Annotated in this window: 1 protein-coding gene; it reads left to right on the top strand. The window is 73.0% G+C overall.

Annotated elements, in window-relative coordinates:
* Window positions 1–265: 265 nt before the first annotated feature.
* Window positions 266–24,616, top strand: a complete 24,351-nt coding sequence (locus ABD269_RS27410) for a type I polyketide synthase (RefSeq protein ID WP_344122135.1) — start codon at window positions 266–268, stop codon at window positions 24,614–24,616.
* Window positions 24,617–24,622: the final 6 nt, after the last annotated feature.

The raw sequence follows: 24,622 nt of genomic DNA, 5'->3' as shown, positions 1-24,622 counted from the left end.
CGATCCCCCGGGAGATGGAGGGGCGGACCGAAAGGCCGCCCCTCCATCTCCAAATCCTTTTCCATGCACCATTTTTTCTTGCCCGTATCGGCATCCTCGGGCACCCTGGTGAATTACGCGTTGTCCTGGAAGACCGCCCGGTGAATATGCGGCCCAAGCGAAAACTAGGGGTCCGTAGGGGGTTTGAAGGGGTTTCTGGGGGACCCTCCCTGTGCAAGGCTGGCGCACGGTCTTGATTTATGTCTGCAGGGTTATGGGGCACGCGATGATGAGTGAGTCCGAGGATTTCACGCCCGAGAGCACCGGAATGCGGGACGACGGTCCCGAAGCGGTGTCGTCGTGGCGGCGAAGGCTCACGGACCTGCCCGAATCCGGGCGTGCCGAGGCCGTCCTGGAGTGGGTCGGCGAACTGGTCACGGCCGCACAGCGGGAGGCCTCGCCCGAGCCCCTCGACCCGCACCGGCCCTTCCAGGACCTGGGCTTCGACTCCATCGCCGCGGTCAACCTGCACAGCCGGCTGACCGCCGCCACCGGACTGCGGCTGCCGGTCACCCTCGCCTTCGACCACCCCACCCCCGCCCAGCTGGCCCACCACGTGCTGGCCGAGCTGGGGTTCGCGGACGTCACCGGCACCGACCCGGACGCCGCCCCCGCCGCCTTCGACGACGGCGAGCCCGTCGCCATCATCGCAATGAGCTGCCGCTTTCCCGGCGATGTGCATTCCCCGGAAGAACTCTGGGAAATCGTCGCCGACGGCCGGGACGTCATATCCGAATTCCCCACCGGCCGCGGCTGGGATCTCGCCGGACTTTACGACCCCGACCCGGAGCGCGCGGGCAGCAGCTACACCCGCGAAGGCGGATTCCTGCACGACGCCGCCGAGTTCGACCCGGCGTTCTTCGGGATCTCCCCGCGCGAGGCCCTCGCGATGGACCCGCAGCAGCGACTGCTGCTGGAGACCTCCTGGGAGGCGTTCGAGCGGGCCGGCATCGACCCCGCCCGCTTCCGCGGCGGCCGCACCGGTGTGTTCGTCGGCGCCGAACAGCAGGACTACGGCCCGCGGCTGCACGAGGCCGAAGAGGGCTTCGAGGGCTACCTGGTGACCGGCAACGCCGCCAGCGTCGCCTCCGGCCGCATCGCCTACACCTTCGGCTTCGAAGGCCCCACCGTCACCGTCGACACCGCCTGCTCCTCCTCGCTGGTGGCGCTGCACCTGGCCGTACAGGCGCTGCGCACCGGCGAGTGCTCCCTCGCCCTGGCCGGCGGCGCCGCCGTCATGGCCAACCCCGGCTCGTTCATCGCCTTCAGCCGCCAGCGCGGCCTGGCCCCCGACGGCCGCTGCAAGCCCTTCGCCGCCGCCGCCGACGGCACCGCCTGGGGCGAGGGCGTCGGCATGCTGCTCGTCGAGCGGCTCTCCGACGCGCGGAAGAACGGCCACCAGGTCCTCGCGATCGTCCGCTCCACCGCCATCAACCAGGACGGCGCCAGCAACGGGCTGACCGCCCCCAGCGGCCCGGCCCAGCAGCGCGTCATCCGGCAGGCGCTCGCCAACGCCCAGCTGACCGCGGCCGAGGTCGACGTCGTCGAGGCGCACGGCACCGGCACCACCCTGGGCGACCCGATCGAGGCCCAGGCGCTGCTCGCCACCTACGGCCAGGACCGCCCCGAGGACCGGCCGCTGCTGCTGGGCTCGCTCAAGTCCAACATCGGCCACACCCAGGCCGCGGCCGGCGTCGGCGGCATCATCAAGATGGTCATGGCCATGCGGCACGAGACGCTGCCGCGGACTCTGCACGTCGACGCGCCCACCCCGCACGTCGACTGGTCGGCCGGTGACATCGAGCTGCTGACCGAGGCCCGCGACTGGCCGCGGACCGAGGACCGGGTCCGCCGCGCCGGCATCTCCTCGTTCGGCATGAGCGGCACCAACGCCCACGCCATCATCGAACAGCCCCCGGCGGAGGCCGAAGAGGCCACCGGGAAGCCGGACGTCCCCGGCGTACTGCCCTGGACGCTGTCGGCCAAGACCGAGGCCGCCCTGCGCGAGCAGGCCGAGCGGCTCCACGACCGGCTGGCGGCCGACCCGGAACCCGCCCTCACCGACATCGGCCACTCCCTGGCCACCACCCGCGCCCTCTTCGAGCAGCGCGCCGTGCTCGTCGCCGCCGACCGCGCCGGCTTCCAGGACGCGCTGCGCCACCTCGCGACCGGCACCAACTCCCCGGCCGTGGTCCAGGGCGCCCCGGCCGCCGGGAAGCTGGCGTTCCTGTTCACCGGCCAGGGCAGCCAGCGGCTCGGCATGGGCCGCGAGCTGTACGAGACGTACCCGGTCTTCGCCGAGGCCCTGGACGACGCCGCCTGGTACCTGGAAGAGCAGCTGGAACTCCCGCTGCTGGACGTCCTCTTCGCCGAGCCGGGCTCCTCCGAGGCCGCCCTGCTCGACCGCACCGACTACACCCAGCCCGCACTGTTCGCCGTCGAGGTCGCCCTCCACCGCCTGCTGGAGTCGTGGGGCCTGCGCCCCGACCTGCTCGCCGGCCACTCCATCGGCGAGCTGGCCGCCGCCCATGTGGCGGGTGTGCTGTCGCTGGAGGACGCCTGCGCACTGGTGGCGGCCCGCGGCCGCCTGATGCAGGAACTGCCCGCCGGCGGCGCGATGGTGGCCGTGCAGGCCTCCGAGGACGAGGTGCTGCCGCTGCTGGGCGACCGCGTCGGCATCGCCGCCGTCAACGGGCCCACCTCCGTGGTCGTCTCCGGCGACGAGGACGCGGTGGACGCGATCGCCACCGCCTTCCGCGACCAGGGCCGCAAGACCAAGCGGCTCACGGTCAGCCACGCCTTCCACTCGCCGCGCATGGACGGCATGCTCGCCGAATTCCGCCGGGTGGCCCAGGCACTGGAGTACGCGCCGCCGCGCATCCCCGTCGTCTCCAACGTCACCGGCCGTCTCGCCACCGCCGAAGAGCTGTGCTCGCCCGAGTACTGGGTGCGGCACGTACGGGACGCCGTGCGCTTCCTGGACGGCGCGCGCGCCCTCGCCGAGCGCGGCGCGACCACCTTCCTGGAACTGGGCCCCGACGCCGTGCTCACGGCCATGGTCCAGGACTGCCTGCCGGACGCCGTCGACGCGGCGTACGCCCCGGCACTGCGCGCCTCCCGCCCCGAGGCCGAGACCCTGACGCTGGCCGCGGCCCGCGCGTACGTCCGCGGCAAGAAGGTCGACTGGAACGCGGCGTACGACGGCACCGGCGCCCGCCGCGTCGACCTGCCCACCTACGCCTTCCAGCGCCAGTCGTACTGGATGGCCACCCCCGCCGGGTCCGGCGCGGAGGCCACGGCGGCGGATCCGGCCGGCGAGCACTTCTGGGACGTGGTGGAGCGCGGCGACCTGAGCGCCCTCGCCGCCGAACTCGACGTCGACCCCGAACTGTCGCTGAGCGCCGCGCTGCCCGCGCTGTCCTCCTGGAGGCGGCAGCGCACCGAGCGCGCCACGGTGGCCGGCTGGCGCTACCGCGCCCTCTGGAAGCCGCTGACTCTCCGTACGGAGAGCGCGTCGAGCGGCCGTTGGCTGGTCGTCGCCCCCGAGGGGCAGACCCTGTGGGCCGACGGCCTCGCCCAGGTGCTCTCCGGGCGCGGAGCCGAGGCCGAGGTCATCCGGCTTGGTGTCGACGGCGACCGCGCGAGTGCGGCCGAGCGGTTGCGTGTTGAGGCCGGTGATGGTCCGGTGGCGGGTGTGTTCTCGCTGCTGGCTGTTGCGGGCGGTGAGTCCGGGCTGCTGGGCAATGCCGTTCTGGTGCAGGCGCTCGGCGATGCCGGTGTCGATGCCCCGTTGTGGCTGGCCACGCGTGGCGCGGTGTCGGTGGGCCGTTCCGACGGTCTCGTCGACCCCGCGCAGGCGCTGACCTGGGGTCTGGGCCGGGTCGCCGCGCTGGAGCTTCCTGAGCGCTGGGGCGGTCTGGTCGATCTGCCGGAGTCGGTGGACGAGCGGGCGCTGACGCGACTGATGTCGGTGCTTACCGGCGCCGGGGCCGAGGACCAGGTCGCGGTCCGTGACTCCGGAGCGTTCGGGCGCCGACTGGTGCGGGCCTCGGTGCCCGCGGGCACCGAGGACGGCTGGCGGCCGGGTGCCGGCTCCGTGCTGGTGACGGGCGGTACGGGTGCGCTGGGTGCGCGAGTGGCCCGCTGGCTGGTGGGCAACGGCGCCGAGCACGTGGTGCTGACCAGCCGCCGCGGTCCGGAAGCCCCGGGCGCGGCGGAGCTGCGGGACGAACTCGCGGCATCCGGTGCCCGGGTGACGATCGCCGCGTGTGACGTGGCGGACCGTGACGCGCTGTCCGGGCTGCTGGCGGGGCTGCCCGCCGAGTTCCCGCTGACTGCTGTGGTGCATGCCGCCGGTGTGCTGGACGACGGCGTCCTGGACGCGCTCACCCCCGAGCGGTTCGCGGGCGTGCTCCGCGCCAAGGCGACGGCTGCCGCCAACCTGGACGAGCTGACGCGCGAGCTGGACCTCTCCGCGTTCGTCCTCTTCTCCTCGGTCACCGCGACGCTGGGCGCCGCAGGACAGGGCAACTACGCCGCCGCGAACGCGTACTTGGACGCGCTGGCCGAGCGGCGTCGTGCCGAGGGTCTTCCCGCGACGTCCGTCGCGTGGGGCCCGTGGGCCGGTTCCGGCATGGCCGCGGACGACGCGATGGAACAGCGCATGCGCCGCGAGGGCATGCCGCCGATGGCGCCCGACCTGGCGATCGCCGCGCTGCAGCAGGCTCTTGACCTCGACGAGACCGCACTGACGGTCGCGGACATCGACTGGGACCGCTTCTCCCGCGCCCTCACCGCCGTCCGGCCCAGCCCGCTCATCGCGGACCTCGCCGAAGCCGGTGGAACCCCGGCCGGCTCCACGGCCGCCGCCCGTGTCGTCACCGACGCCGACGTGGCGTCCCCGCTGGGCGAGCGACTGAACGGGCTCACCCCGGCGGAGCAGGACCGGCTGCTGCTGGACCTGGTGCGCACGCACGTCGCCGAGGTGCTCGGGCACGGTGGTGCCGACGCGGTCGAGGCCGGGCGTGCGTTCAAGGAGCTGGGCTTCGACTCGCTCGCCGCCGTCGAGCTGCGCAACCGCCTCAACTCGGCGACAGGCCTGCGCCTTTCGTCGACGCTCGTCTACGACTACCCGACCTCCGCGACGCTCGCCGAGCATCTGCGCGCGGAGCTGCTCGGAGCGCAGTCCGACGCCGGTGCCGGCATCGAGGCCACGGCCGCTGCCGTGGCCGTCGACGACGATCCGATCGCGATTGTGGCGATGAGCTGCCGGTTCCCGGGTGGGGTGCGTTCGCCCGAGGAGCTGTGGGCGTTGCTGACGGCGGGTCAGGATGCGGTCGCGGAGTTCCCGGCGGACCGTGGCTGGGACTTGGAGTCGCTGTATCACCCGGACCCGGATCACGCGGGTACGACCTACACCCGTGAGGGTGGCTTCCTGTACGACGTGGCGGAGTTCGACGCGGCGTTCTTCGGCATCTCGCCGCGCGAGGCGCTCGCCATGGATCCGCAGCAGCGGTTGCTGCTGGAGACGTCGTGGGAGGCGTTCGAGCGGGCGGGCATCGACCCGGTCGCGCTGCGCGGCCGGCAGGTCGGCGTTTTCGCGGGCACCAACGGCCAGGACTACGCCGGGCTCGTCTCCACCGTGCCGCAGGGGCTCGAGGGCCACCTGGGCACGGGCAACGCGGCGAGCGTGGTCTCGGGCCGGGTGTCGTACACCTTCGGCCTCGAAGGCCCGGCGGTCACTGTCGACACGGCCTGCTCGTCCTCGCTGGTGGCGCTGCATCTGGCGGTCCAGGCGCTGCGTCAGGGCGAGTGCTCGATGGCGCTGGCCGGCGGTGTGACCGTGATGTCGACCCCTGAACCGTTCGTCGACTTCAGCCGTCAGCGCGGACTGGCTTCCGACGGCCGGATCAAGGCGTTCGCGGCCGGTGCGGACGGTACGGGCTGGGGCGAGGGCGTGGGCATGCTGCTCGTGGAGCGGCTGTCGGACGCGCAGAAGAACGGTCACCCGGTGCTGGCGATCGTGCGTGGTAGCGCGATCAACCAGGACGGTGCGAGCAATGGTCTGACGGCGCCCAACGGTCCGTCGCAGCAGCGTGTCATCCGGCAGGCGCTGGCCAGTGCCGGTCTGTCGGCCGCCGAGGTCGACGCGGTCGAGGCGCACGGTACGGGTACGACGCTGGGCGACCCGATCGAGGCGCAGGCGCTGCTGGCCACCTACGGTCAGGAGCGGGCCGAGGGGCAGCCGCTGTGGCTGGGTTCGGTGAAGTCGAACATCGGCCACACGCAGGCGGCCGCCGGTGTCGCGGGCATCATCAAGATGGTCCTGGCGATGCGCCACGGGGTGCTGCCGCGGACGCTGCACGTCGATGAGCCGACGCCGCACGTGGACTGGTCGGCGGGCGCTGTCTCGCTGCTGACCGAATCGGTGGAGTGGCCGGAGACGGGCCGCCCGCGCCGCGCGGGTGTGTCGTCCTTCGGCCTCAGCGGCACCAACGCGCACACCATCGTCGAGCAGGCGCCGACGGGCGACGAGCCCGGCGAGGGACCGGCCGCCGAGGTGCTCCCCGGAGCGGAGCACGTGGCACCGCTGTGGACGCTGTCCGCCAAGGGCACCGGCGCTCTGCGCTCCCAGGCCGCCCGGCTGGCCGACCACCTCCGGGCCGCCCCCGAGCTGACCGCCACCGACCTCGCCTTCTCCCTCGCCACCGGCCGCGCCGCGCTGGAGGACCGCGCGGCGGGCGTCGCCGCCGACCGTGCGGACCTCATCGCCGCGCTGGACGCGCTGGCGCGTGGTGAGTCGGCGGCGGGTCTGGTCGAGGGTTCGGTCGCCGAGGGCAAGACGGCGTTCCTCTTCACGGGTCAGGGCAGCCAGCGGCTCGGCATGGGCCGTGAGCTGTACGGCGCGTTCCCGGTGTTCGCGGATGCTCTGGACGCTGTCTGTGCGCACTTCGACGCGCACCTCGAACTGCCGTTGAAGTCGGTGCTGTTCGGTGATGACGCTTCGGTGCTGGACCGGACGGCTTTCACTCAGCCCGCGTTGTTCGCGGTCGAGGTGGCGCTGTTCCGCCTCGTCGAAGCGTGGGGTATTACGCCGGACTTCCTGTCGGGGCACTCGATCGGTGAGCTGGCCGCTGCACATGTGGCAGGGGTGCTCTCGCTTGAGGATGCCTGCACTTTGGTGGCGGCTCGTGGTCGTCTGATGCAGGAGCTTCCTGCCGGTGGCGCGATGATCGCGGTGCAGGCGTCGGAGGACGAGGTTCTTCCCCTGCTGACGGAGGGTGTCAGCATTGCCGCCCTCAACGGCCCTGCCTCTGTTGTGGTCGCGGGTGACGAGGATGCGGCGCTTGCGATCGCGTCCGGTTTCGAGGCGCAGGGTCGTAAGACCAAGCGTCTGACGGTCTCGCACGCGTTCCACTCGCCGCGTATGGACGGGATGTTGGAGGAGTTCCGCACGGTGGCCGAGGGGCTGTCGTACGAGGCTCCGCGCATCCCGATCGTCTCCAACCTGACGGGTGCGGTGGTCTCCGCCGAGGAGATCACGAACCCGGACTTCTGGGTGCGTCACGTCCGTGAGGCCGTGCGCTTCCTCGACGGGATCCGCGTTCTGGAGGCCGAGGGTGTCACCACCTTCGTCGAGCTGGGCCCCGATGGTGTGTTGACGGCGATGGCGCAGGACTGCGTCACCGGCGCCGAGGCTGCGTTTGTGCCTGGGCTGCGTAAGGGCCGTCCGGAGGCGGAGGCGCTGGTCCAGGCGGTCGCCCGACTGCACGTGCGTGGAGTGACGCCGGACTGGGCCGCGTACTACGCAGGCACCGGCGCCCGCCGGGTCGAACTGCCCACCTATGCCTTCCAGCGCGAGCGCTTCTGGCTGGCGGAGGAAGCCGTCGAGTCGGCGTCCGGGGCCGCGCCGCACGGCGCTGTCGACGAGCGTTTCTGGGACGTGGTGGAGCGCGGCGACCTGAGCGCGCTCGCCGCCGAACTCGACATCGACCCCGAGCTGTCACTGGCCGACGTACTGCCCGCGCTGTCCACGTGGCGGCGTCAGCAGCAGGACCGCGCGATGGCGGACGGCTGGCGCTACCGGGCCCGGTGGAAGCCGGTGACCGACCGGCTTTCCGGTGCGCTTTCCGGTGTGTGGTTGGTCGTGGCCCCGGAGGGCGAGGGTCTGTGGGCCGATGCTGTTGCGCGGGTGTTCTCCGAGTGCGGTGCGCAGGCTCGGGTGGTCGGGCTGGGTGTCGATGCCGGCCGTGTGAGTGTGGCTGAGCGGTTGCGTGTTGAGGTCGGCGATGGTCCGGTGGCGGGTGTGTTCTCGCTGCTGGCCGTTGCGGGTGGTGAGTCCGGGCTGCTGGGCAACACTGCGTTGGTGCAGGCGCTCGGCGATGCCGGTGTCGATGCGCGGTTGTGGCTGGCCACTCGTGGTGCGGTGTCGGTGGGTCGTTCCGATGGTCTTGTCGATCCTGCGCAGGCGTTGACCTGGGGTCTGGGCCGTGTTGTGGCTCTGGAGGTTCCGGAGCGTTGGGGTGGTCTGGTTGATCTGCCGGAGTCGGTGGACGAGCGGGCGCTGGCTCGGCTGGTCGGGTTGTTGTCCGGGCGGGCTGAGGACGAGGCCGCTGTTCGTGGTTCGGGTGTGTTCGGGCGTCGGTTGGTGCGGGCTTTCGTTCCGGCTGTGACCGGTGATGGCTGGGTGCCGGGCGCCGGCTCGGTGTTGGTGACGGGTGGTACGGGTGCGCTGGGTGCGCATGTGGCCCGCTGGCTGGCGGAGCGAGGTGCCGAGCATCTGGTGCTGACCAGCCGTCGTGGTCTGGACGCGCCGGGCGCGGCCGAGCTGCGTGATGAACTCGTCGAGCTTGGCGCTCAGGTCACGGTCGCGGCTTGCGACGTGGCCGACCGGGAGGCCCTGGCCGAGCTGCTGGCGGAGCTGCCGCTGACTGCTGTGGTGCACGCGGCCGGTGTGCTGGACGACGGTGTGCTGGACGCGCTCACCCCTGAGCGCTTTGCCACCGTGCTCCGCGCGAAGGTGGAGGCTGCTGCCAACCTGGACGAGCTGACGCGCGGGTTGGACCTGTCCGCGTTCGTCCTCTTCTCCTCGATCGCTGGTTCGCTGGGCGCCGCGGGGCAGGGTAACTACGCTGCTGCCAACGCCTATTTGGATGCGCTGGCCGAGCGGCGTCGTGCCGAGGGTCTTCCCGCGACGTCCGTCGCGTGGGGTCCGTGGGCCGGTTCGGGCATGGCCGCGGATGGCGCGCTGGAGCAGCGCATGCGCCGCGACGGTATCCCGCCGATGGCGTCCGAGTTGGCGATGGCCGCGCTGCAGCGGGCGCTCGATCTGGACGAGACCGTGCTCACGGTCGCGGACATCGACTGGGAGCTCTTCGCACCCGGCTTCACCGCCGCACGCCCCGGCCCGCTGCTCGCCGAACTGGTCTCCGGCCGTACGGAGCCCACCGCCGTCGGCACTCCTCGCGTGGTCGCCACCGGCGGTGGCACCCTGGCGGAGCGGCTGGCCGGGCAGAGCGAGGTCGAGCGCGAGCAGGCTCTGCTGGAGCTGGTGCGTACGCACGTCGCCGAGGTGCTCGGGCACGGCGGTGCCGACGCGGTCGAGGCCGGGCGGGCGTTCAAGGAGCTGGGCTTCGACTCGCTGACCGCCGTCGAGCTGCGCAACCGTCTGAACTCGGCGACGGGCCTGCGCCTTTCGTCGACGCTCGTCTACGACTACCCGACCGCGACCGAGCTCGCCGGTTACCTGCGCACGGAGCTGTTGGGCGAGCTGGACCCGGCGGCGGCGGGAGCCGTCCCGGTTGCGCCGTCGGCTGCGGCGGACGACGATCCGATCGCGATCGTGGCGATGAGTTGCCGGTTCCCGGGTGGGGTGCGTTCGCCCGAGGAGCTGTGGGCGTTGCTGACGGCAGGTCAGGACGCGGTCGCGGAGTTCCCTGCCGATCGTGGCTGGGATCTGGAGTCGCTGTATCACCCGGACCCGGATCACGCGGGTACCACGTACACCCGTGAGGGTGGCTTCCTTTACGACGTGGCGGAGTTCGACGCGGCGTTCTTCGGGATCTCGCCGCGTGAGGCCCTCGCCATGGACCCGCAGCAGCGCCTGCTGCTGGAGACGTCGTGGGAGGCGTTCGAGCGGGCGGGCATCGACCCGGTCGCGCTGCGCGGTCAGCAGGTCGGTGTCTTCGCGGGCACCAACGGTCAGGACTACCTGTCGCTGCTGATGAAGGCGCCCGAGGGGCTTGAGGGTCACCTGGGCACGGGCAACGCCGCCAGCGTCGTCTCCGGTCGCCTCGCCTACACCTTCGGCCTCGAAGGCCCGGCCGTCACCGTCGACACCGCGTGCTCGTCCTCGCTGGTCGCCCTGCACCTGGCCGTCCAGGCGCTGCGCAACGGCGAGTGCTCGCTGGCGCTCGCCGGTGGTGTGACCGTGATGTCGACCCCCGAGAACTTCATCGACTTCAGCCGCCAGCGCGGACTGGCCTCGGACGGCCGGATCAAGGCGTTCGCGGCCGGTGCGGACGGTACGGGCTGGGGCGAGGGCGTCGGCATGCTGCTCGTCGAGCGGCTCTCCGACGCCCGGCGCAACGGTCACCCGGTGCTGGCGATCGTGCGTGGTTCCGCGGTGAACCAGGACGGTGCGAGCAACGGCCTGACCGCCCCCAACGGCCCCGCGCAGCAGCGGGTCATCCGCCAGGCGCTGGCCAGTGCCGGTCTGTCGGCGACCGAGGTCGACGCGGTCGAGGCGCACGGTACGGGTACGACACTTGGTGACCCGATCGAGGCGCAGGCGCTGCTGGCGACGTACGGCCGGGAGAAGTCCGCGGACCAGCCGCTGTGGCTGGGTTCGATCAAGTCCAACATCGGTCACACGCAGGCGGCCGCCGGTGTCGCCGGCATCATCAAGATGGTGCTGGCGATGGAGCACGGTGTGCTGCCGCGGACCCTGCATGTCGATGAGCCGACGCCGCACGTGGACTGGTCGGTCGGCGCGGTCTCGCTGTTGACCGAGGCCGTCGACTGGCCGGAGGGGGGCCGTCCGCGTCGTGCGGGTGTGTCGTCCTTCGGCATCAGCGGCACCAACGCGCACACCATCATCGAACAGGCACCCGTAACCGAGGAAGACGCTCCGGAGACGGCGGAGCCGGGCCTCGCCCCGCTTAAGTTCGCGCTGTCGGCCAAGGGTGCCGAGGCGCTGGCCGAACAAGCCGCCCGGGTGCGCTCGTTCATCGACGCGCGACCCGAGACGGAACTGCTCGACCTCGCCCACTCACTGGCTGTCGGCCGCGCCGCGCTGGAGCGCCGCGCGGTCCTGACGGCGGGTGACCGGGACGAGCTGCTCGCCGCGCTGGACGCGCTGGCGCGTGGTGAGTCGGCGGCGGGTCTGGTCGAGGGTTCGGTCGCCGAGGGCAAGACGGCGTTCCTCTTCACGGGTCAGGGCAGCCAGCGACTCGGCATGGGCCGTGAGCTGTGCGACGCCTTCCCGGTGTTCGCGGATGCTCTGGACGCTGTCTGTGCGCACTTCGACGCGCACCTCGAACTGCCGTTGAAGTCGGTGCTGTTCGGTGATGACGCTTCGGTGCTGGACCGGACGGCTTTCACTCAGCCCGCGTTGTTCGCGGTCGAGGTGGCGCTGTTCCGCCTCGTCGAGGCGTGGGGTATTACGCCGGACTTCCTGTCGGGGCACTCGATCGGTGAGCTGGCCGCTGCACATGTGGCAGGGGTGCTCTCGCTTGAGGATGCCTGCACTTTGGTGGCGGCTCGTGGTCGTCTGATGCAGGAGCTTCCTGCCGGTGGCGCGATGATCGCGGTGCAGGCTTCGGAGGACGAGGTTCTTCCGCTGCTGACCGAGGGTGTCAGCATTGCCGCCCTCAACGGCCCTTCTTCCGTGGTGATCGCGGGTGACGAGGATGCGGCGCTTGAGATCGCGGCCGGTTTCGAGGCGCAGGGTCGTAAGACCAAGCGTCTGACGGTCTCGCATGCCTTCCACTCGCCGCGTATGGACGGCATGTTGGAGGAGTTCCGTGCGGTGGCCGAGGGCCTGACGTACGAGGCCCCGCGCATCCCGATCGTCTCCAACCTCACCGGCGCACTGGTCTCCGCAGACGAGATCACCAACCCGGACTTCTGGGTCCGCCACGTCCGTGAAGCCGTGCGCTTCGTGGACGGCGTGCAGGTGCTGGAGGCGCAGGGCGTCACCACCTTCGTCGAGCTCGGCCCCGACGGCATCCTCACCGCGATGGCGCAGGACTGCGTCACCGGCGTCGAGGCTGCGTTCGTGGCCGGGCTGCGCAAGGGTCGTCCGGAGGCCGAGGCGCTGGTCCAGGCTGTCGCCCGACTGCACGTGCGTGGTGTGACGCCGGACTGGGCCGCGTACTACGCGGGCACCGGCGCCCGCCGGATCGCACCTGCCGCGCTGCCGACGTACCCCTTCCAGGGGCAGCGCTACTGGCCCGCCGCCACCCCGGCGGCCGGGGACCCCGAGTCGATCGGGCTGGGCGGAACGGACCACCCGCTGCTGGGCGCGGCGGTGCCGCTGGCCGACGCCGACGGCTTCCTGTTCACCGCGCTGCTGGCCACTCGTACGCATCCGTGGCTGGCCGATCACGCCGTCATGGACACCGTGCTGCTGCCGGGCACGGCCTTCGTCGAGCTGGCGCTGCACGCCGGTGCCCAGGTCGGCTGCGAGCGGCTGGACGAGCTGACGCTGGAGGCGCCGCTGGTCCTGCCGGAGCGGGTCGCGGTACAGCTGCAGCTCGTCGTGGGCGGGCCGGACGAGTCCGGTCGCCGCTCGTTCAGCCTGCACTCGCGCCGGCAGGACGCGCTCCCGACCGAGCCGTGGACGCGGCACGCCACCGGTGTGCTGGCGGCCGCCGCCGAGAGCACGCCCGGCGACCTCACCGTATGGCCGCCGCAGGGTGCTTCCGCGATCCCCGTCGACGGTCTCTACGAGGAGCTGGCCGGGGCCGGTCTCGGATACGGGCCGGTGTTCCAGGGGCTCACGGGCGCCTGGCGGCTCGGCGCCGAGCTCTTCGCCGAGGTCGTGCTGCCGACGGCCGAGGACATGCCGGGCGTACGGGGCGCGGAGGCGGACCGGTTCGGCCTGCACCCCGCATTGCTCGACGCCTGTCTGCACGTCATCGGGCTGGACAGCCCGGACCGGGAGGCCGCGCTGACCGAGGGCGCGCTGCTGCCCTTCGCATGGAACGGCGTACAGCTGCTGGCCGCCGGTGCGGGCGCGCTCCGGGTTCGGCTGACCGAGCAGTCGGAGAACTCCGTAGCGCTGCTGGTGGCCGACGGCACCGGGGCACCGGTCGCCACCGTCGAGTCGGTGGCGCTCCGCGCGGCCTCCGCCGAGCAGGTGCGCGCCGCCCGGAGCGGGCTGCACGAGTCGCTGTTCCGGCTCCACTGGACGCCCGTACCGGTGCCCGCGGTGGACGCCGCGGCGGGCGACTGGGCCGTGCTGGGCGCTGGCGCCGCCGAACTGGCCGAGCTCCAGGCCGCGTTCGGGGCCGGGATCCGGCTGGGCGCGTACGACGATCTGTCGGTGCTGGGCACGGCCCTCGACGCCGGTGCGCCCGTACCGCACACCGTGTTCGTCAGCGGCGGCGAGGCCGCCGGGGCCGACGCCGCGTCCGCCGTGCACGCCACCACCCTGCGCACGCTCGATCTGGTGCGGTCCTGGCTGGCCGACGAGCGGTTCGCCGAGTCGCGGCTGGTGCTGCTGACGCGCGAGGCGGTGGAGACGGAGGCCGGAGCGGGCATCGCCGACCTGCCGATTGCCGCGGCGCGCGGTCTGTTCCGCTCCGCGCAGTCGGAGAACCCCGGCCGGCTGACGCTGCTCGACGTGGACGGGCGGCCGGACTCTCTCCGCAAGGTGCTCGCCGCGCTCGCCGTGGACGAGCCGGAGCTGGCGCTGCGCGACGGCGCGGCCCTGGCGCCGCGACTGGCCCGGGTGCCGGTCGCGGACGACGGCGAAGACACCCGCGAGAAGCGGGAGTTCGCGCCCGAGGGCACCGTGCTGATCACCGGCGCCGGCGGTCAGCTGGGCGGTCTCTTCGCCCGGCACCTGGTCGCCGAGCACGGCGTACGCCGACTGCTGCTGGTGAGCCGCAGGGGCGGCGACGCCCCGGGCGCGGCGGAACTGGCCGCCGAGCTGGCCGAGTCGGGTGCCGAGACGGTCTGGGCGGCGTGCGACGTGGCCGACCGGGACGCGCTGGCTTCCGTGATCTCGGCCATTCCGGCCGAGCACCCGCTGACCGGCGTGGTGCACGCAGCCGGTGTGCTGGACGACGGCGTCATCGGCTCGCTGACGCCGGAGCGTGTCGCACGCGTTCTGCGGCCCAAGGTCGACGCCGCGCTCAACCTCCACGAGCTGACCCGCGACCTGGACCTGGCCGCCTTCGTGCTGTTCTCCGGCGCGGCCGCCGCGTTCGGCGCTCCGGGACAGGCCAGCTACGCGGCCGCCAACTCCTTCCTGGAGGCCCTGGCCCAGCACCGGGCCGCCGAGGGTCTGCCGGCTACCGCGCTGGCGTGGGGCCTGTGGGGCGGCGACGGCATGGCCGGGAACCTGGACCGGACGGACCTGCGGCGCATCGCCCGCGGCGGCGTCGCCCCGCTGGCAGCGGAAGAGGGCCTCGCGCTCTTCGACGCCGCCCGCGCGGACGGCACGACCGTCCTGTTCCCGATGCGGCTCGACCACGAGGGGCTGCGCGCCGAGGCCAACGACACCGGGACCGTACCGGCGCTGCTGCGCGGACTCGTGCGGGTGCCGGTACGGCGCGCGGCCGTCGCGGCCGCGGCCGCCGACGGCTCCTCGCTGGCCCAGCGGCTGCGCGCGCTGCCGACGGCCGCCGAACAGGACGCCGCTCTGCTGGAGTTGGTCAGCGGCCGGGTCGCGGCCGTGCTCGGCTACGCCGGTGCGGAGGCCGTCGAGGCCACGCGCGCCTTCAAGGAGCTGGGCTTCGACTCGCTCACCGCCGTCGAGCTGCGCAACGACCTCAAGACCGTCACCGGGCTGCGCCTCCCGGCCACCCTCGTCTTCGACTACCCGACGCCCGCCGCCCTGGCCGGCCACCTGCGGGACGAGCTGCTGGACACCGCACCGGCCGCCGTCACCGCGCCGGCCGTCGCGTCCGCGGCGCTCGCACCGGTCGACGACGACCCGATCGCGATCGTCGGCATGGGCTGCCGCTTCCCCGGCGGCGTGCAGTCGCCGGAGGACCTGTGGCGCCTCGTCGCCACCGGCGGCGACGGCATCTCCGGCTTCCCGGCCGACCGCGGCTGGGACCTGGACGGCCTCTACCACCCGGACCCCGACCACGCGGGCACCAGCTACACCCGCGAGGGCGGCTTCCTGCACGACGTCGCCGACTTCGACGCGGCGTTCTTCGGGATCTCGCCGCGCGAGGCTCTCGCCATGGACCCGCAGCAGCGCCTGCTGCTGGAGACGTCCTGGGAAGCCTTCGAGCGCGCGGGCATCGACCCGGCCACCCTGCGCGGCAGCCGCACCGGCGTCTTCGCGGGCGTCATGTACCACGACTACGTCACCGGCATGGACGGCATACCGGACGGCGTCGAGGGATACATCGGCACCGGCAACGCGGGCAGCATCGCCTCCGGCCGGGTCGCGTACACCTTCGGCCTGGAGGGCCCGGCCGTCACCATCGACACGGCATGCTCGTCGTCGCTGGTCGCCCTGCACTGGGCGATCCAGGCGCTGCGCAACGGCGAGTGCTCGATGGCGCTCGCCGGTGGTGTGGCCGTGATGGCGACCCCGGAGACCTTCATCGACTTCAGCCGCCAGCGCGGGTTGTCGACCGACGGCCGCTGCAAGTCCTTCGCGGCCGCGGCGGACGGCACGGGCTGGTCCGAGGGCGCGGGCATGCTGCTCGTGGAGCGGCTCTCGGACGCGCGCAGGAACGGTCACCCGGTGCTTGCGGTCGTGCGTGGTTCCGCGGTGAACCAGGACGGTGCGAGCAACGGTCTGACGGCGCCGAACGGCCCGTCGCAGCAGCGGGTGATCCGCCAGGCGCTGGCCAGTGCCGGTCTGTCGGCGACCGAGGTGGACGTGGTCGAGGCGCACGGTACGGGTACGACGCTGGGTGACCCGATCGAGGCGCAGGCCCTGCTGGCGACGTACGGCCGGGAGAAGTCCGCGGACCAGCCGCTGTGGCTGGGTTCGATCAAGTCCAACATCGGCCACACCCAGGCCGCCGCCGGTGTCGCCGGCATCATCAAGATGGTCATGGCGATGCGCAACGGCGTGCTGCCGCGCACCCTGCACGTCGACGAGCCCTCATCGAAGATCGACTGGGAGGCCGGCGCGGTCTCGCTGTTGACCGAGTCGGTGGAGTGGCCGGAGACCGGCCGTCCGCGTCGTGCGGGTGTCTCGTCCTTCGGTATCAGCGGCACCAACGCGCACACGATCATCGAGCAGCCCCCGGTCGAGGCGTCGGCCGGTGCCACGGTCGCGGTGTCGCTGCCGGTCGTGCCGTGGCCGCTCTCGGCCGTCGGCCAGGGCGCCCTGCGCGACCAGGCCCGCCGGCTCCGCGACCACCTGCTGTCCGGCGGGGACTTCGACGCGGTCGGCATCGGCCGCTCCCTGGCGACCGGCCGCGCGGCCTTCGAGGACCGCGCGGTGCTCGTCGCCCAGGACCGCGAGGGCTTCCTCCGGGGCCTGGCGGCCCTGGCCGCCGACGAGCCGGCCACGGGCGTGACGCGCGGCTCGGTGGCCGGTGGCAGGACAGCGTTCCTGTTCACGGGTCAGGGCAGCCAGCGGCTGGGCATGGGGCGTGAGCTGTACGCCGCGTTCCCGGTGTTCGCGGCGGCGCTGGACGCGGTGTGCGCGGAGCTGGACGCGCATCTCGAACTGCCGCTGAAGAGCGTGCTGTTCGGTGATGACGCCTCGATGCTGGACCGTACGGCCTTCACTCAGCCCGCGTTGTTCGCGGTCGAGGTGGCGCTGTTCCGTCTGGTCGAGTCGTGGGGTGTGAAGGCTGACTTCCTCTCCGGTCATTCGATCGGTGAGCTGGCTGCTGCGCATGTGGCGGGGGTGCTGTCGCTGGCGGATGCCTGCACTTTGGTGGCGGCTCGTGGTCGTCTGATGCAGGAGCTTCCGGCCGGTGGCGCGATGATCGCGGTGCAGGCGTCGGAGGACGAGGTTCTTCCGCTGCTGACGGAGGGTGTCAGCATTGCCGCCCTCAACGGCCCTGCTTCTGTGGTGATTGCGGGCGACGAGGACGCGGCGCTTGCGATTGCGGCCGTTTTCGAGGCGCAGGGTCGTAAGACCAAGCGCCTGACGGTCTCGCATGCCTTCCACTCGCCGCGTATGGACGGGATGTTGGAGGAGTTCCGTGCGGTGGCCGAGGGGCTGTCGTACGAGGCCCCGCGTATCCCGATCGTCTCCAACCTCACCGGTGCGCTGGTCTCCGCCGAGGAGATCACCAGCCCGGACTTCTGGGTGCGGCACGTCCGCGAGGCGGTCCGCTTCCTCGACGGCATCCGCGCCCTTGAGGCCAAGGGCGTCACCACCTTCGTCGAGCTCGGCCCCGACGGTGTGTTGACGGCGATGGCGCAGGACTGCCTCACCGGCGAGGGCGCGGCGCTCGTCGCCGCCCTGCGCAAGGGGCGGCCGGAGGCCGAGGCCGCGGTCGGCGCGCTTGCGCAGCTGTTCGTGCGGGGCGGGGCCCCGGACTGGACGGCGTTCTTCGCCGGCACCGGCACGCAGCGGGTGGAGCTGCCGACGTACGCCTTCCAGCGGCAGCGCTACTGGCTGGACATCCAGACCACCGCCACCGCTTCACCCGCGACGATCGGTACGGACCGCTTCTGGGAAGCCGTGGAGCGCGAGGATCTCGCCTCGCTCGTGGCCACCCTGGGGGTGGAAGCCGCAGGCGAGGGCGCGTTGGAGGCGCTGCTCCCGGCGCTGTCCTCGTGGCGGCACCAGCAGGCGGAGCAGTCCACCGTGGACGGCTGGCGTTACCAGGTGTCCTGGAAGCCGGTGGCTCTCCCTGCGGCCGGTGTGTTGTCCGGTGTGTGGCTGGTTGTGGCTCCGGAGGGCGAGGGGCTGTGGGCCGATGCTGTTGCGCGGGTGTTCTCCGAGTGTGGTGCGCAGGCTCGGGTGGTCGGGCTGGGTGTCGATGCCGGCCGCGTGAGTGTGGCTGAGCGGTTGCGTGTTGAGGCCGGTGATGGTCCGGTGGCGGGTGTGTTCTCGCTGCTGGCTGTTGCGGGCGGTGAGTCCGGGCTGCTGGGCAATGTTGCGTTGGTGCAGGCGCTTGGCGATGCCGGTATTGGTGCCCCGTTGTGGCTGGCCACGCGTGGTGCGGTGTCGGTGGGCCGTTCCGATGGTCTTGTCGATCCTGCGCAGGCGTTGACCTGGGGTCTGGGCCGGGTCGCTGCTCTGGAGTCTCCGGAGCGTTGGGGTGGTCTGGTCGATCTGCCGGAGTCGGTGGACGAGCGGGCGCTGACGCGGCTGGCCGGGCTGCTGTCCGGGCGGGCCGAGGACGAGGCCGCTGTTCGTAGTTCGGGTGTGTTCGGGCGTCGGTTGGTGCGGGCTTCCGTTCCGGCTGTGACCGGTGATGGCTGGGTGCCGGGTGCCGGCTCGGTGCTGGTCACCGGTGGTACGGGTGCGCTGGGTGCGCATGTGGCCCGTTGGCTGGCGGAGCGAGGTGCCGAGCATCTGGTGCTGACCAGCCGTCGTGGCCTGGACGCTCCGGGCGTGGCCGAGCTGCGCGATGAACTCGTCGCGCTGGGCGCTCAGGTCACGGTCGTGGCTTGCGATGTGGCCGACCGGGAGGCCCTGGCCGGTCTCCTGGCGGAGCTGCCTGCCGAACTGCCGCTGACGGCCGTGGTGCACGCCGCCGGTGTGCTGGACGACGGCGTCCTGGACGCGCTCACCCCCGAGCGCTTCGCCACCGTCCTCCGCGCCAAGGTGGACGCTGCCGCAGTTCTGGACGAGCTGACGCGCGAGCTGGACCTCTCCGCGTTCGTCCTCTTCTCCTCGATATCGGGGACGCTGGGCGCCGCCGGACAGGCCAATTACGCGGCTGCCAACGCCTATTTGGACGCGCTGGCCGAGCGGCGCCGTGCCGAGGGTCTTCCCGCGACGTCCGTCGCGTGGGGCCCGTGGGCCGGTTCCGGTATGGCCGCGGACGACGTGCTGGAGCAGCGCCTGCGCCGCGAGGGCATGCCGCCGATGGCGTCCGAGTTGGCGATGGCCGCGCTGCAGCGGGCGCTTGACCTGGACGAGACCGTGCTCACGGTCGCGGACATCGACTGGGAGCTCTTCGCGCCCGGCTTCACCGCCGCACGCCCCGGCCCGCTGCTCACCGAGCTGCCGGAGGTCCGTGAGGCACTGGCGGACCACACGGCGCAGGGCGATGCCACGGTCGGCTCCTCGCTCGCGGAGCGGCTGGCCGGGCTCGCCCCGGCGGAGCAGGACCGTGCGGTGCTGGAGCTGGTCCGTACGCACGTCGCGGCCGTTCTCGGACACGACGACCCGGGTTCGGTGGGAGCCGAACGGGCCTTCCGGGAGCTGGGCTTCGACTCGCTGACCGCCGTCGAGCTGCGCAACCGACTGGGTGCCGCCAGCGGCGTACAGCTGCCCGCGACGCTGATCTTCGACTACCCGTCCGCCTCTTCGCTGGCCGGCTATCTGCGGGCCGAGCTGGTGGGCACCGCGGCCGTCCCCGCCGTCCCGGACCTGCCGCAGGCCGCGCCGGTCGACGACGACCCGATCGCGATCGTCGCGATGAGCTGCCGGTTCCCCGGCGGTGTGCGCACCCCCGAGGAGCTGTGGGCGCTGCTGACGGCTGGCCAGGACGCGATCGGGGACTTCCCGGCCGACCGCGGCTGGGACCTGGACGCGCTCTACGACCCGGACCCGGACCGGCGCGGCACCTTCTACGCCCGCGAAGGCGGATTCCTCTACGACGCGGGCCAGTTCGACGCCGCGTTCTTCGGGATCTCGCCGCGCGAGGCCCTGGCGATGGACCCGCAGCAGCGGCTGCTGCTGGAGACGTCCTGGGAGCTGTTCGAGCGGGCGGGCATCGACCCGGCCACCCTGCGCGGCACCTCCGCCGGTGTCTTCGTCGGCTCCAACGGGCAGGACTACGACTCGGCGCTGCGCGACATCCCCGAGGACGTCGAGGGCTACCTGGGCACGGGCAACGCCGCCAGCGTCGTCTCCGGCCGCCTCGCCTACACCTTCGGCCTCGAAGGCCCGGCGGTCACCGTCGACACCGCGTGCTCCTCCTCGCTGGTCGCCCTGCACTGGGCGATCCAGGCGCTGCGCGCCGGCGAGTGCTCGATCGCGCTGGCCGGTGGTGTGACGGTGATGTCCAGCCCCGGCGCGTACATCGAGTTCAGCCGCCAGCGCGGGCTGGCGCCCGACGGCCGCGTCAAGGCGTTCGCGGCGGCCGCCGACGGCACCGGCTGGGGCGAGGGCGTCGGCATGCTGCTCGTCGAGCGGCTCTCCGACGCACGGCGCAACGGCCACCCCGTCCTCGCCGTCGTCCGTGGCTCCGCCATCAACCAGGACGGCGCCAGCAACGGACTCACGGCGCCCAACGGCCCCGCGCAGCAGCGCGTCATCCGCAAGGCACTGGCCGGCGCCGGACTTTCGGCCGCGGACGTGGACGCGGTCGAGGCGCACGGCACCGGCACCCGCCTGGGCGACCCCATCGAGGCGCAGGCCCTGCTGGCCACCTACGGCCAGGACCGCCCGGAGGAGCGCCCGCTGTGGGTGGGCGCCATCAAGTCCAACATCGGGCACACGCAGGCCGCGGCCGGTGTCGCCGGAATCATCAAGATGGTCAAGGCGATGGAGCACGGTGTGCTGCCGCGGACCCTGCACGTGGACGAGCCCTCGCCGCACGTGGACTGGTCGGCGGGCGCGGTCGCGCTGCTCACCGAGTCGGTGGACTGGCCGGAGACCGGCCGCCCGCGCCGAGCCGGCGTCTCCTCCTTCGGGTTCAGCGGCACCAACGCCCACACGGTGCTGGAGCAGGCCCCCGAGCCCGCCCCGGCACAGGCCCCCGCCCCCGGGAACCGGCAGCCCGAGGTGCTGGCCTGGCCGCTGTCCGCCAAGGGCGCCGACGCCCTGCGGGCCCAGGCCGGGCGGCTGCGCTCGTACGTGGACGCCACCGAGGGGCTGCGCCCGCTCGACCTGGCGTACTCGCTGGCCACCACCCGCACCGCGCTGGAGCACCGCGCGGTGGTCGTCGGAGCGGACCGGGCGCAGCTGCTGTCCGGCCTGGACGCGCTGGCGCGCGGCGAGTCGGCGGCGCAGGTCGTCCAGGGCACGCCCGCCGAGGGCCGCACGGCGTTCCTGTTCACCGGCCAGGGCAGTCAGCGGTTCGGCATGGGCCGCGAGCTGTACGCGTCCAGCCCGGTGTTCGCCGAGGCGCTGGACGCGGTGAGCGCGGAGCTGGACCGGCACCTGGAACTGCCGCTGTACGACGTGCTGTTCGGCACCCAGCCTGAGCTGCTGGACCGCACGGGCTTCACCCAGCCCGCGCTGTTCGCGATCGAGGTGGCGCTGTACCGCCTCGTCGAGGCCTGGGGCATCGAGCCGGACTTCCTGGCGGGCCACTCCATCGGCGAGCTGGCCGCCGCCCACGTCTCCGGTGTGCTGTCGCTGGAGCACGCGGCCGCCCTCGTGGTGGCGCGCGGCAGGCTGATGCAGGCGCTGCCCGCCGGCGGCGCGATGGTCGCGTTGCAGGCCACCGAGGACGAGGTGCTGCCGCTGCTGGCAGGCCGTGAGCACGAGCTGGGCGTCGCCGCCGTCAACGGACCGGAGTCCGTGGTGATCGCCGGGGCCGAGGGCGCGGCGCTGGAGGTCGCGGAGGTCCTGCGCGGCCGGGGCCGCAAGACCAAGCGGCTCACCGTCAGCCACGCCTTCCACTCCCCGCTCATGGACGGGATGCTCGCCGACTTCCGCAAGGTCGCCGAGAGCCTGAGCTACGGCGAGCCGCGCATCCCGGTCGTCTCCACCGTCACCGGGCGGCCGGTGACCGACGAGCTGGGCCAGGCCGACTACTGGGTGCGCCACGCCCGCGAGGCCGTGCGCTTCCTCGACGCGGTGCGCGCCCTGGAGGCCCAGGGCGTGACCACCTTCGTGGAGCTGGGCCCGGACGGTGTCCTCACCGCCATGGCCCAGGACTGCGTCACCGCCGAGGGCGACACCGCCTTCGTCCCGGTGCTGCGCGCGGGCCGCCCCGAGGCGGAAACCCTCATGGGCGCGCTCGCCCGGCTGCACGTCCGGGGCGTGACCCCGGACTGGGCGGCCGTCCACGCCGGTACGGGCGCCGAGCGCGTCGCACTGCCGACGTACGCCTTCCAGCGCAACCGCTACTGGCTCGAAGGCTCCGCGCAGCAGGCGCGGGGCGGGACGGCCGCGGCGGCCGTGGACCCCGTCGACGCCCGGTTCTGGGAGGCCGTCGAGAGCGACGACCTCGCCGCTCTGACCGACGTCGTGGACATCGACACCGAGCAGCCGCTGAGCGCGCTGCTGCCCGCGCTGTCCGCCTGGCGCCGCCGTCGCCGTGAGCAGTCCGTGCTCGACAGCTGGCGCTACCGCGTCGGCTGGAAGCCGCTGACCGAGCCGGACGGTGTCCCGCTCGTCACCGGCAACTGGCTGGTCGCCGTGCCGGCCGGGCACACCGGGAACCGGACCGTACGGTCGGTCGTGGACGCGCTGGCCGAACGCGGCGCCCACGTACGGCCGGTGGAGCTGTCCGCCGCCGGCTCGGATCCGGTGGAACTGGCCGCCGCACTGCGCGCTGCGTCCGCCGGGGAGCCGGTGCACGGAGTGCTGTCCCTGCTCGCGCTGGCCGAACGGCCGCACCCCGAGCACCCCGCGGCGTCCACCGGGCTGCTGCTCACCTCGGCCCTGGTGCGGGCGCTCGGGGAGACCGGCTGGGACGCGCCGCTGTGGTGCGCCACCACCGGCGCGGTCTCCACCGCCCCGTCGGAGCGGGTCGGCAGCGCCGTCCAGGCTCAGATCTGGGGCCTGGGCCGGGCCGTCGCCCTCGAACACCCGGAGCGCTGGGGCGGACTGCTCGACCTGCCCGCGGTGCTCGACGAGCGGACCGCGGACCGGCTGGCCGCCGCGCTCGGCGGGACCGTCGGCGAGCACGGGCACGAGGACCAACTGGCCCTCCGCACGGCCGGGATCCTGGCCCGCCGGATCGGCCGCGCCGAGCCGGCAGCGGCGGCGCGCGAGCCCTGGCGGCCGCGCGGCACGGTCCTGGTGACCGGCGGCACCGGCGCACTGGGCGCCCATGTCGCCCGCTGGCTGGCGGGCAACGGCGCCGAGCACCTGCTGCTCGCGGGCCGCCGAGGCCCGGACGCCCCCGGCGCCGCCGAGCTGCGCGACGAACTCGTCGCGCTCGGCGCCCGGGTGACCGTCGTCGGCTGCGACGTCACCGACCGGGACGCCGTGGCCGGGCTGCTGGCTGCCGTGCCGGCGGACTCCCCGCTGACCGCCGTGGTGCACACGGCGGGCGCCGGGCAGTTCGCCCCGCTCGACGAGACCGGCCCGGCGGACATCGCCGAGGTGCTGGACGCCAAGGTCACCGGCGCCGTCCACCTGGACGCGCTGCTCGGCGACACGGAACTGGACGCCTTCGTCCTCTTCTCGTCGATCGCCGGGGTGTGGGGCAGTGGTGGGCAGGGCGCGTACTCCGCGGCCAACGCCTTCCTCGACGCGCTCGCCGAACAGCGCCGGGCGCGCGGCCTGGCCGCCACCTCGGTGGCCTGGGGCCCGTGGGCGGACGGCGGGCTGGTCGCGGACGACGAGGCGGCCGAGCAACTGCGCCGCCGCGGCCTGCCGGTGATGGCCCCGCACTCCGCGATCGCCGCACTCCAGCAGGCCCTGGACGGCGACGAGACCACTGTGACCGTGGCCGACGTCGACTGGGAGCGGTTCGCCCCGGCCTTCACCGCCGCCCGGCCGCGCCCGCTCATCGCCGACCTGCCCGAGGTGCGCGACGCCCTGGCCGAGCCGGCCGGGGAGCGGGAGGAGACCGCCGGCGAGACACCCGACTCGCTGGCCGGGCGACTGGCCGGACTCGGCGGCCCCGAGGCCGGCCGCGTCCTGCTCGACCTGGTCCGTACGCACGTCGCGGCCGTACTCGGCCACGACGGGATCGCGGGCGTCGAGGAGGGCCGGGCGTTCAAGGAGCTGGGCTTCGACTCGCTCACCGCGGTCGAGCTCCGCAACCGGCTGAACGCGGCCACCGGGCAACGGCTCCCCGCCACCCTGGTGTTCGACTACCCCACACCCGGTGCGCTCGCAGCCCAGCTGCGCGCCGAGATCCTGGGAGAGGACACCGCACCGCAGCTTCCGGCACTCGCGGAGATCGACAAGCTGGAATTCACCCTCACCAACGTCCCCGCCGACAACGGGGAACGGGCGAAGGTCACGGCGCGGCTCGAAGCGCTGCTGAAGAAGTGGCACGAAGTCGAGAGCTCCACTTCCGGAGATGGCTCCGACGATGAGGACGGGATCGAGATCGAGACCGCCTCGGCCGACGACATCTTCGACATCATCAACAATGAATTCGGAAGGTCCTGACGTTCA

This window comes from Streptomyces blastmyceticus (genome assembly GCF_039521185.1).
Classification (GTDB): Bacteria; Actinomycetota; Actinomycetes; order Streptomycetales; family Streptomycetaceae; genus Streptomyces; species Streptomyces blastmyceticus.
The sequence above is the reverse complement of the archived record's forward strand: the minus strand, read 5'-3'. Positions and strand labels throughout refer to the sequence as shown.